General features: G+C 69.9%; 12 protein-coding genes. All 12 read left to right on the top strand.

What is annotated here, in order from left to right; translation table 11 throughout:
• Positions 1–1,863: ATP-dependent zinc metalloprotease FtsH (ftsH, locus tag ADBZ5U_RS10650; RefSeq protein WP_526265188.1), on the top strand; the 1,863-nt coding region annotated here is incomplete at its 5' end.
• A 14-nt stretch (positions 1,864–1,877) separates the two neighbouring features.
• On the top strand, positions 1,878–2,480 hold the full coding sequence (folE, locus tag ADBZ5U_RS10655) for a GTP cyclohydrolase I FolE (protein WP_526265190.1): 603 nt from the start codon (positions 1,878–1,880) through the stop codon (positions 2,478–2,480).
• Positions 2,481–2,497: 17 nt separating this feature from the next.
• Positions 2,498–3,313: a dihydropteroate synthase gene (gene folP, locus ADBZ5U_RS10660; protein WP_526265208.1), complete on the top strand. Its 816-nt coding sequence runs from the start codon at positions 2,498–2,500 to the stop codon at positions 3,311–3,313.
• Positions 3,306–3,719, top strand: a complete 414-nt coding sequence (folB, locus tag ADBZ5U_RS10665) for a dihydroneopterin aldolase (protein WP_526265192.1) — start codon at positions 3,306–3,308, stop codon at positions 3,717–3,719. Before folP ends, folB begins: the two co-directional genes overlap by 8 nt.
• Before the next feature lie 22 nt (positions 3,720–3,741).
• Positions 3,742–4,266, top strand: a complete 525-nt coding sequence (folK, locus tag ADBZ5U_RS10670) for a 2-amino-4-hydroxy-6-hydroxymethyldihydropteridine diphosphokinase (RefSeq protein ID WP_526265194.1) — start codon at positions 3,742–3,744, stop codon at positions 4,264–4,266.
• On the top strand, positions 4,266–4,742 hold the full coding sequence (locus ADBZ5U_RS10675; RefSeq protein WP_526265196.1) for a DUF3180 family protein: 477 nt from the start codon (positions 4,266–4,268) through the stop codon (positions 4,740–4,742). Before folK ends, ADBZ5U_RS10675 begins: the two co-directional genes overlap by 1 nt.
• Before the next feature lie 66 nt (positions 4,743–4,808).
• Positions 4,809–5,891: a DUF6779 domain-containing protein gene (locus tag ADBZ5U_RS10680; protein ID WP_526265198.1), complete on the top strand. Its 1,083-nt coding sequence runs from the start codon at positions 4,809–4,811 to the stop codon at positions 5,889–5,891.
• Positions 5,892–5,976: 85 nt separating this feature from the next.
• Entirely contained in the window at positions 5,977–6,915 is a 939-nt protein-coding gene (locus ADBZ5U_RS10685) for a Rossmann-like and DUF2520 domain-containing protein (RefSeq protein WP_526265200.1), read from the top strand.
• Positions 6,915–7,838, top strand: a complete 924-nt coding sequence (gene panC / locus ADBZ5U_RS10690; protein ID WP_526265210.1) for a pantoate--beta-alanine ligase — start codon at positions 6,915–6,917, stop codon at positions 7,836–7,838. The genes ADBZ5U_RS10685 and panC overlap by 1 nt, the downstream gene beginning before the upstream one ends.
• A gap of 2 nt (positions 7,839–7,840) precedes the next feature.
• Positions 7,841–8,650: a type III pantothenate kinase gene (locus tag ADBZ5U_RS10695; RefSeq protein ID WP_526265202.1), complete on the top strand. Its 810-nt coding sequence runs from the start codon at positions 7,841–7,843 to the stop codon at positions 8,648–8,650.
• A 52-nt stretch (positions 8,651–8,702) separates the two neighbouring features.
• On the top strand, positions 8,703–10,232 hold the full coding sequence (lysS, locus tag ADBZ5U_RS10700) for a lysine--tRNA ligase (protein WP_526265204.1): 1,530 nt from the start codon (positions 8,703–8,705) through the stop codon (positions 10,230–10,232).
• 106 nt (positions 10,233–10,338) lie between these two features.
• Entirely contained in the window at positions 10,339–10,683 is a 345-nt protein-coding gene (lsr2, locus tag ADBZ5U_RS10705; RefSeq protein WP_526265206.1) for a histone-like nucleoid-structuring protein Lsr2, read from the top strand.
• Positions 10,684–10,937: the final 254 nt, after the last annotated feature.

Genomic DNA, 10,937 nt, shown 5'->3' on the forward strand with positions numbered 1-10,937 from the left:
GCCGACGTCGCCGGCGCCGACGAGGCGGTCGAGGAGCTCTACGAGATCAAGGACTTCCTGCAGAACCCCGGCCGTTACCAGGCCCTCGGAGCGAAGATCCCCAAGGGTGTTCTGCTCTACGGCCCACCCGGAACCGGTAAGACCCTGCTCGCCCGGGCCGTCGCCGGAGAGGCCGGGGTTCCGTTCTTCACCATCTCCGGTTCGGACTTCGTCGAGATGTTCGTCGGCGTCGGCGCCTCGCGGGTCCGCGATCTGTTCGAGCAGGCCAAGCAGAACTCGCCTTGCATCATCTTCGTCGACGAGATCGACGCCGTCGGCCGCCAGCGCGGCGCAGGCCTGGGTGGTGGCCACGACGAGCGGGAGCAGACCCTCAACCAGCTGCTGGTGGAGATGGACGGCTTCGGTGAGCGCCAGGGGGTCATCCTGATCGCGGCCACCAACCGTCCCGACATCCTCGACCCGGCGCTGCTGCGGCCCGGCCGCTTCGACCGCCAGATACCAGTGTCGAGCCCCGACCTGGCCGGCCGCAAGGCGGTGCTGCGGGTGCACTCGCAGGGCAAGCCGCTGGCGCCGGACGCCGACCTCGATGGTCTGGCCAAGCGCACCGTCGGGATGTCCGGCGCCGACCTGGCCAACGTCATCAACGAGGCCGCCCTGCTGACCGCCCGGGAGAACGGCACCATCATCACCGGGGCCGCCCTGGAGGAGGCCGTCGACCGGGTCATCGGCGGCCCGCGCCGCAAGGGCCGGGTGATCAGCGAGACCGAGAAGAAGATCACCGCCTACCACGAGGGTGGTCACACCCTGGCGGCGTGGGCGATGCCGGACATCGAGCCGATCTACAAGGTCACCATCCTGGCCCGCGGCCGCACCGGGGGGCACGCGGTCTCGGTGCCGGAGGACGACAAGGGCCTGATGACCCGATCGGAGATGATCGCCCGACTGGTGTTCGCGATGGGCGGCCGCGCCGCCGAGGAGCTGGTGTTCCGGGAGCCCACCACCGGGGCGGTCTCCGATATCGAGCAGGCCACCAAGATCGCCCGCGCGATGGTCACCGAGTACGGGATGAGCGCCAAACTCGGCGCGGTGCGGTACGGCACCGAACACGGCGACCCGTTCCTGGGCCGCACCATGGGCACGCAGGCCGACTACAGCCACGAGGTGGCCCGCGACATCGACGACGAGATACGCAAACTCATCGAGGCCGCCCACACCGAAGCCTGGGCGATTCTCACCGAGTACCGCGAGGTGCTCGACATTCTGGCCGGCGAACTGCTGGAGAAGGAGACGCTCCACCGCGCCGAGTTGGAGGCTATTTTCACCGGCGTGCGCAAGCGCCCGCGGCTGACGGTCTTCGACGACTTCGGGGGACGCATACCTTCGGACAAACCGCCGATCAAGACGCCCGGTGAGCTGGCCATTGAGCGCGGCGAGCCGTGGCCCAGGCCGATGCCGGAACCGGCGTTCAAGCAGGCCATCGCTCAAGCCTCAGCCATCCACGCCCAGCAGACCCAGGTGTCCAACGGCAACGGGTCCCATGGTGGGCAGCATGCGGGCCGGCATCAGGTCAACGGTCCGGCCCAGCCGGGCCAGGTCAACGGTCCGGCCCAGCCGGCCCAGGTCAACGGGCCGGCCCAGCCGGCCCAACCTGACTATGGCGCCCCGGCGGGATGGCGCGCCCCGGGCTGGCCGCCACCGCCCCAGCAGCAGGGTCACTGGTACCCGCCGCCGGCGGGATGGGGTCAGCCGCCTCAACAAGGCCAGCCGGGCCCGCAAGCCCCCCAGCCCCACCCGCAGTATCGTCACCGCCCCCAGGACGAATCCGGCGAGGATGCCAGCCGGTCCGAACACCCCAGTCGATAGACGGACGGAGCACCATGCCGCGGCGCGAAGCGATCACGCTCGAAACACCGCTGTTCGACCAACCGCGAGCCGAGGCGGCGGTCCGGGAACTGCTCCTGGCCGTGGGCGAGGACCCTGACCGCGACGGCCTGAAGGACACCCCGGCCCGGGTCGCCCGGGCTTTCCGGGAGATGTTCGCCGGCCTCTACACCGACCCTGATGCAGTGTTGGACAAGACCTTCGACGAGGGACACGACGAACTCGTGCTGGTGAAGCAGATTCCGATGTACTCGACCTGCGAGCACCACCTGGTGGCGTTCCACGGGATGGCGCACGTGGGCTACATCCCGGGAGCGGACGGTCGCGTCACCGGCCTGTCCAAGCTCGCCAGGGTGGTCGACCTCTACGCCAGACGTCCCCAGGTCCAGGAACGGCTGACCGCCCAGATCGCCGATGCGATCGTGCGCAAACTCGATCCGCGCGGCGTCATCGTCGTTGTGGAGGCCGAACACCTGTGCATGGCGATGCGGGGGGTGCGCAAGGCCGGGGCGGTCACCACCACCTCGGCTGTGCGGGGACTGTTCAAGACCAACAACGCATCTCGAGCCGAGGCGCTGGAACTCATCCTCCGGAAGTGACGGGTTCCCCAGTGGTGATGGGTGTCCTCAACGTCACCGAAGACTCCTTCTCCGACGGCGGCCGTTATCTCGACCCGGCGCAGGCGGTCGATCACGGGATGGCCTTGGCGGCCGACGGGGCCTCGATCATCGACGTCGGCGGCGAGTCCACCCGTCCCGGAGCGGTCCGCATCGAGGCCGAGGTGGAAGGCTCCCGGATCGTCCCAGTGGTCAAAGGGCTTGCAGCGCAGGGCATCACGGTCAGTATCGACACCATGCACGCCGCGGTCGCCCAGGCGGCACTGGATAACGGGGCCGCCCTGGTCAACGACGTCAGCGGCGGTCTCGCCGATCCCGCGATGGCCGGCGTGGTGGCCCGGGCCGGAGTCCCCTGGGTGCTGATGCACTGGCGATCGGTACAGGCGGCGCAACCGCACGACGTGCCCGGCTACCGCGACGTCGTCGCCGATGTCCGCGATGAACTGCTGGCCGCCGTCGACGCCGCGGTGGGCGCCGGGGTCGACCCCGGAAAGCTGATCATCGACCCCGGACTGGGTTTCGCCAAGACCGCACAGCACAACTGGGCGCTGCTGCACGCCCTGCCCGAGTTCGTGGCCACCGGCATCCCGGTTCTGGTCGGGGCCTCCCGCAAGCGATTCCTCGGTTCGCTGCTGGCCGGCGACGACGGCACACCGCGTCCCCCCGGCGGCCGCGAGACGGCGACGGCGGTGGTCTCGGCCCTGGCCGCGATGCACGGGGCGTGGGGCGTTCGGGTGCACGACGTCCGAGCCAGCGTCGACGCCGTGAAGGTCGTTCGGGCCTGGCAGAACCCCCCGGGTGACGGCGATGACTGACCGCATCGAACTGCGCGGCCTGACCGTCCGGGGCAACCACGGTGTGTTCGACCATGAGCGGCGCGACGGCCAGGACTTCGTCATCGACATCACGCTGTGGATCGACCTGGCGGCGGCCGCGGCCAGCGACGACCTCGACGACACCTACGACTACGGCGTGCTGGCCCAACGTGCCGCGGACATCGTCGCCGGCCCGGCGCGCAATCTGATCGAGACGGTCGCCGCCGAGATCGCCGAGGATGCGATGACCGACACCCGCGTCCATGCCGTCGAAGTGGCGGTGCGCAAACCCCAGGCCCCGATTCCGCTGACTTTCGACGATGTGGCCGTCGTCGCCCGCCGGTCGCGGCGGGGCGGCCGCGGCCGGATCGTCCCACTCGGTGTCGACGGGACCGCCGAACTGTGAGCACCCGCACCGGAGGTGCTCGATGAGCAGATGCGTCCTGTCGATCGGTTCCAATCTCGGCGACCGTCTGGGCCGACTCCAGGCTGCGGTCGACGCATTCGGCGGGTCCGTCCAGGCGGTCTCCCCGGTCTTCGAGACCGAGGCCTGGGGCGGGGTCGGGCAGGGGCCGTTCCTCAACGCGGTGGTGATCGCCGCGGATCCGACCTCCGACGCCCAGGCCTGGTTACGCCGGGCCCAGCGCATCGAAACCGACAACGACCGGGTCCGCGCGCTCAAGTGGGGACCCCGCACGCTCGACGTCGATCTGGTCTGCTGCTTCGAAGGTGAGCGTGAGGTGTTCTCCGCCACCGGCGAACTGAACCTGCCGCACCCGCTGGCCCATCAGCGGGCGTTCGTGCTCGTGCCCTGGCTCGCGGTCGACCCGGACGCCGAACTGAGTGTCGGCGGACGCGTCCTCCCGGTTCGCCGACTGCTGGACCGACTCGACGCCGTCGAGCGCGCCGGGGTCAGGCCCACCGATCTGCGCCTCGGTCGGCCGGACCGCTGATGGGCCTAACCCGCCTCCGCGACCTCGCCGCCGCCGCCGCGCTGGTGGCGGTCCTGGGTTTCCTGGCGATCCGCGGTCTGTACCGGTACTTCCCGCCCATCACGCTGTGGACCGGCCTGTCGCTGCTGGCCGTCGCGGCCGTCGAGGCCTGGTGGGCGGCTTCGGTGCGCGGCCGGATCCGGGACGGGCGGGTCGGGGTGGGGGCCGGGCGGCTCCACCCGCTTGCCGTGGCGCGGTCGGTGGCGATCGCGAAGGCTTCGGCGTGGGCGGGCGCGCTGATGCTGGGCTGGTGGATCGCCGTGCTCGCCTACCTGGTGCCCCGGCGCGCGGAGTTGCGGGTGGCCGCGGCCGATACGCCCGGCGCCGCCGTTGCGGCCGTCAGCGCGTCGGCGCTGGTGGCGGCCGCGATGTGGTTGCAGCACTGCTGCAAGTCCCCGGGCGACCAAGCCGATGCCGAGGAGTCGCTTGCCGGCTAGATCGCCGGCGAATCGCCGCAGCTTGTCGCAGTGGGCAACCACTTTCGACGCGGTACAGTGCAGCCCATGACCGTTCAGCCCCGCGGCCCGTTGAGTCGCTGGGGGGGCCGCGGGCCCGGTTGGACGTTGCTGACGGCGCTGTTGGTGCTTGCCATCGTGGCAAGTTCGACGCTGGTCTTCACCAACCGGGTGGAGTTGCTGCGGCTGGCCGTGATCCTGTCGCTGTGGGCCGCGGTCCTTGCGGCCTTCGTGACCGTCGTCTACCGCCGGCAGAGCGACGTCGCCCAGGCCCGCGCCCGGGACATGAAACTGGTCTACGACCTCCAACTCGACCGGGAGATCTCGGCGCGCCGCGAGTACGAGCTCTCGGTCGAGGCCCGGCTGCGCCGGCAGCTTTCCCGGGAGGGACTGCAGGCAGCCGACGAGATGGCGGCGCTGAGGGCCGAGCTGTCCTCGTTGCGGTCGCAGCTCGAGGTGATGCTCGGCACCGACCTGGCGCCCCGGCCCGCCCTGGGTGGGTACCGCGCTCCGGTTCCGATGCCGGCCGCGCCGGACCGGGTGGAGAGCAGTCGGGTGACGGTCGTTGCCGACGGGATCGCCATCGTCGCCGAGGAGGCCGGGTACGCCACCGATTACGCCGTCGAAAGCCCGATCATCGACGTTGCCGAGGAGCCCGTCTACGAGGAGCCCGTCTACGAGGAACGGCGGTACGAGCGGCCGGCGGCCGTGCCGCCGCCCCCCGCCGCGCCGGAGCCGGCCGTCCGGGGCCCCTACCGGCGACCCGAGCCGGAGCACATCCCCCGCCCGCCGGAGGCGCCGTGGCGTCCGCCCGAGGCGCGGCCGGGACGCCATGCCACCGGCGAGGGCCGGCAGTACCCCCCGCGGCCCCAGCCCGTCCCGGCGCCGGGCGTCCCGCCCGGCCCGCCCCGCGGCCGGCACTGGGTTCCCCCGGAAGCGCCGCCCGACCCGGCCGACCGGCACCGCCCAGTCGACGCCGTGGCGGAAGCGCCCCACGCGCAGGAACCGGCCCAGGAGCAGGCCGAGCCCGCCGGCCAGCACGCCGACGGACAGTCGTTCGCCGATCTCATGCGGCGACTCAGGGTCGACCGTCCGGTGGGCGGCGGCGGTCGGCGCCGCCGGGAGGACTGACCAGGACGCTAGACTCGGACTGACCGTCCGGTACCCCACCCGCGGGACCGGAACGATACTCAACGTCAGCGAGGTCGTCGTCCAGATGGGGACCGCACACGGGTTGCGTCCCGCCCGGCTCAAGGTTGGCATCATCTCCGCGGGCCGCGTCGGCACCGCCCTCGGGGTGGCGCTGGAGCGCGCCGAGCACGTCGTGGTGGCGTGCAGCGCCATCTCCGCCGCCTCGCGGCGCCTCGCGGAACGCCGGTTGCCCGATACTCCGGTGCTGCCGGTTCCCGACGTGGCCGACGCCGCCGAACTTCTGCTGTTGACCGTTCCGGACTCGGAGTTGCCCGGGCTGGTGCGCGGACTGGCCGCCACCGGAGCGATTCGCCGGGGCACCATCGTGGTCCACACCTCGGGAGCCAACGGCGTGGCGGTGCTGGCGCCGGTGACCGAACAGGGCTGCGTTCCGCTGGCGATCCATCCGGCGATGACGTTCACCGGTGCCGACGAGGACGTCATGCGGCTGGGCGACGCCTGCTTCGGGATCACCGCCGCCGACGAGATCGGTTATGCCATCGGGCAATCGCTGGTGCTGGAAATCGGTGGCGAGCCCTTCCGGGTCCGCGAAGACGCGCGCACCCTCTACCACGCCGCACTTGCCCACGGCAGCAACCACGTCGTCACCCTGGTCGCCGACGCGGTCGCCGCCCTGCGCGCGGCCCTGGCCGGCGAGGAGCTACTCGGACAGCAGATCGTCGGGGACGCCCCGGGCGGCCTCGCCGAGCGCATCATCGGACCGCTGGCCCAGGCGGCTCTGGAGAACACCCTGCGGCGGGGCCAGTCCGCACTGACCGGCCCGGTGGCACGCGGCGATGCAGCCGCCGTCACCGCGCATCTGAGCGCCTTGAATGACGTCGATCCCGAACTGGCGCAGGGATATTGCGCCAACTCGCTGCGAACCGCGCAGCGAGCGCATGCCCCGGAGGAGGTTCACGACGTGTTGACCGATTGGGCGCGATCGTCCGGACCGCGCCAGTGATCACCAAGGGTCCCCAGTTCAGCGCCGGGCAAATCAACGTCTACCCGACACCGCACGCCGTGTCCGAGGTGAGCCGCGCTCTGCGGCACACCGGACGGCGCGTCATGCTGGTCCCCACCATGGGTGCGCTGCACGACGGGCACATGGCACTGGTCCGCGCCGCAAAGCGGGTGCCCGGTTCGGTGGTCGTGGTGTCCATTTTCGTCAACCCGCTGCAATTCGGAGCCGGCGAGGACCTCGACGCCTATCCGCGCCCACTCGACGCCGACCTGGAGATGCTCGCGGAAGAGGGCGTGGAGATCGCGTTCACGCCCACGCCCGCGCTGATGTACCCCTGGGGTCCGCGCACCACGGTCCATCCGGGACCGCTCGGCGCGGAACTCGAAGGTGCCGTTCGCCCAACGCATTTCGCCGGGATGCTGACGGTGGTTCTGAAGCTGTTGCAGATCGTCCGTCCGGACCGGGCGTTTTTCGGCGAGAAGGATTACCAGCAACTGGTGCTGATCCGGCAGATGGCCGAGGACCTCGACGTCGGTGTGCGCATCGTCGGTGTGCCGACGGTCCGGGAGCCCGACGGACTGGCGATGTCATCACGGAACCGGTACCTGAGCCCTGAGGAGAGGGAACAGGCCTGCGCGCTCTCGTCGGCGCTGCTGGCCGGGATGTACGCGGCGGGCGGCGGCCCCGACGCCGTGATCGACGCCGCCCGCGCGGTACTCGACGAGGTGCCCGCGATCGGCGTCGACTACCTGGAGTTGCGGGGACCCTGGCTGGAGCCGGCGCCGGCGGTCGGGCCGGCGCGGCTACTGGTCGCCGCCCGGCTGGGCGCCACCCGCCTGCTGGACAACATCGGCATCGAACTGCCCACCGGCGGCGGCGCGCGGCCGCCCGGCACCGACCACGAGATGACCTGGAGGAACTAGCCGTGCTGCTGGCCGTCGACGTCCGCAATACCCACACCGTGGTCGGGCTGATCTCCGGGTCCGGCGACCACGCGAAAGTTGTTCACCACTGGCGTATCCGGACCGAATCGGAGATCACCGCCGACGAACTGGCGCTGACCATCGAAGGCCTCATCGGCGAGGACTCCGAACGACTCACCGGAGTGACCGGGCTGTCCACCGTGCCGTCGGTACTGCATGAGGTCCGGGAGATGCTCGACCGGTACTGGCCGGCCATCCCGCATGTGCTGATCGAACCCGGCGTCCGGACCGGCATCCCACTGCTGGTCGACAACCCCAAAGAGGTCGGCGCCGACCGCATCGCGAACTGCCTGGCCGCCTACGCGAAGTTCAAGACCGCCGCGATCGTGGTCGACTTCGGATCCTCCATCTGCGTCGACGTCGTCTCGGCCAAGGGCGAGTTCCTCGGTGGCGCGATCGCGCCGGGGGTGCAGTTGTCCTCCGATGCCGCCGCGGCCCGGTCGGCGGCCCTGCGCCGCGTGGAGCTCACCCGACCCAGATCGGTGATCGGCAAGAACACCGTGGAGTGCATGCAGTCCGGCGCCGTGTTCGGTTTCGCCGGACTGGTCGACGGTCTGGTCGGCCGGATCAAGCAGGACGTGGACGGTTTCGCCGGCGGCAACGGATTCGTGGTCGCCACCGGCCACGGCGCGCCGCTGATCCTGCCCGAACTGCGCACCGTCGATCACCACGACCAGCACCTCACCCTCGACGGGCTGCGGATGGTCTACGAACGCAATCAGGACAAGGGGCGCCTGAAGCAGGCCCGCTGACCCGGGCTTCCGGTTCTTCGATTCCTGCCGGTCCCCTCTAAGCTGGCACGCCGTGAGCCACGCTGACGCACCGGAAGCCGGCCGGGACCCGGACCCGGCCGAGGATCTCCCAGAGCAGTTCAAGATCCGGCAGGGCAAGCGACAGCGACTGCTCGACGACGGCCGGCAGGCCTATCCGGTTGCGGTGCCGCGCACCCACTCGCTGGCCGAGGTCCGTGCCGCCCACCCGGATCTGCCCGCGGACACCTCCACCGGCGACGTCGTCGGTGTGGCCGGGCGGGTGGTGTTCTCCCGAAATTCCGGCAAGCTGTGCTTCGCCACGCTTCAGGAAGGTGACGGCACCCAACTGCAGGCGATGATCAGCCTGGCCGGCGTGGGGCAGGAGGCGCTGGACTCCTGGAAGGCCGATGTCGACCTCGGCGACATCGTCTTCGTGCACGGCGAGGTGATCAGCTCGCGGCGCGGCGAACTGTCTGTGCAGGCCGACTCCTGGCAGATGGCCGCCAAGGCGCTGCGGCCGCTGCCGGTGGCGCACAAGGAGATGAGCGAGGAGGCCCGGGTCCGCCAGCGCTACGTCGACCTCATCGTCCGCCCGCAGGCGCGCGCGGTTGCCCGTCAGCGCATCGGCGTGGTCCGGGCGGTCCGCAACGGCCTCGAGCGCCGCGGATTCCTCGAGGTGGAAACCCCGATGCTGCAAACCCTCGCCGGGGGCGCAGCGGCTCGGCCGTTCGTGACCCATTCGAATGCCCTGGACGCCGACCTGTACCTGCGGATCGCGCCGGAGTTGTTCCTCAAGCGGTGCGTCGTGGGCGGTCTGGAAAAGGTCTTCGAACTCAACCGGAATTTCCGTAACGAGGGCGCCGATTCCACCCACTCGCCCGAATTCGCGATGCTGGAGACCTATCAGGCCTGGGGCACCTACGACGACTCGGCGACCATGATCCGCGAACTGGTTCAGGAAGTCGCAGACGAGGCTCTCGGCACCAGGGAGGTCTCATTACCGGACGGCTCGAAGTACGACATCGATGGAGAATGGCTTTCGATCCAAATGTATCCGTCTCTGTCCGAAGTCCTCGGTGAGGAGATCACGCCGGATACCCCCGCGGAATCGCTCTGGGCAATTGCCGACCGGTTGGGTTTGGAGATTCCCCGGGACCGCGGATACGGGCACGGAAAACTCGTCGAAGAACTCTGGGAGCACACCGTCGGCGACACATTGTGGGCCCCGGCTTTCGTCAGGGATTTCCCGGTGGAGACGACGCCCCTGACCCGCGAGCACCGCAGTGTGCCCGGTGTCTCCGAGAAGTGGGATCTCTACGTGCGCGGATTCGAACTGGCCACCGGGTACTCCGAGTTGGTCGACCCGGTCATCCAACGGCAGAGGTTCGAGGCCCAGGCCCGCGCGGCGGCCGCCGGCGACGACGAGGCGATGGCACTGGACGAGGAATTCCTGGCGGCTATGGAGTACGCGATGCCGCCGACCACCGGAACCGGAATGGGAATCGACAGGTTGTTGATGGCGCTCACCGGTTTGCCAATTCGGGAGACCGTTTTGTTCCCGATTGTTCGGCACCGTCACTGAACTGCGTGAACAATTCAATTCTTGTAATTTCGAGCGAGGGTGTGGCACATTGTTGCCCGAGGCGTGAACGGCGCCGTCGACTATGTGCAGAAGGAATTATCGGATCATGGCTAAAAAAGTGACCGTCACCCTCGTGGACGATTTCGACGGCGAAGGTCCCGCGGATGAGACGGTCGAATTCTCCATCGACGGCGTGAGTTATGAGATCGACCTCTCGACCAAGAATGCGAAGAAACTCCGCGAGGAATTCAAGCAGTGGATCGACGCGGGGCGCCGGGTCGGCGGCCGGCGTCGTGGGCGCACCGCGGCCCCGGGCCGGGGTGGCCGCGGTCCGATCGACCGCGAGCAAAGCGCCGCGATTCGCGAGTGGGCGCGCCGCAACGGCCACAAGGTGTCCACCCGAGGACGTATCCCGGCCGAGGTGATCGAGGCCTTCAACGCCGCGACCTGAGCCGTCATGGTCTGGTCACCGGCGGTTTCGCTCCGCGCGAAGTGCCTGATCGACGGACCGGGAAACGAATCGCCGCCGGCCGGCGTTGTAACGCTGTGTCCGCCGCAGACAGCTGGTCGGCCAGCAGGGGAGAGCACCTCCCGGCGCCGCCCACTAGAGTGGGACTTCAGGTGCGCGGTGCCTACCGCGGCATCAGGTGACGGAAGCAGGTAACAGGCGATGTTCGAGAGATTCACCGACCGCGCCCGCAGGGT

This window comes from Mycobacterium sp. (assembly GCF_040398885.1).
GTDB lineage: Bacteria > Actinomycetota > Actinomycetes > Mycobacteriales > Mycobacteriaceae > Mycobacterium.

Bases quoted from the DNA above. Each gene is read 5' to 3' on its own strand.
- ADBZ5U_RS10675 (WP_526265196.1), top strand. From the start codon at position 4,266: ATGGGCCTAACCCGCCTCCGCGACCTCGCCGCCGCCGCCGCGCTGGTG.
- lsr2 (WP_526265206.1), top strand. From the start codon at position 10,339: ATGGCTAAAAAAGTGACCGTCACCCTCGTGGACGATTTCGACGGCGAA.
- folP (WP_526265208.1), top strand. From the start codon at position 2,498: ATGGGTGTCCTCAACGTCACCGAAGACTCCTTCTCCGACGGCGGCCGT.
- folB (WP_526265192.1), top strand. From the start codon at position 3,306: ATGACTGACCGCATCGAACTGCGCGGCCTGACCGTCCGGGGCAACCAC.
- folE (WP_526265190.1), top strand. From the start codon at position 1,878: ATGCCGCGGCGCGAAGCGATCACGCTCGAAACACCGCTGTTCGACCAA.
- ADBZ5U_RS10680 (WP_526265198.1), top strand. From the start codon at position 4,809: ATGACCGTTCAGCCCCGCGGCCCGTTGAGTCGCTGGGGGGGCCGCGGG.
- folK (WP_526265194.1), top strand. From the start codon at position 3,742: ATGAGCAGATGCGTCCTGTCGATCGGTTCCAATCTCGGCGACCGTCTG.
- ADBZ5U_RS10685 (WP_526265200.1), top strand. From the start codon at position 5,977: ATGGGGACCGCACACGGGTTGCGTCCCGCCCGGCTCAAGGTTGGCATC.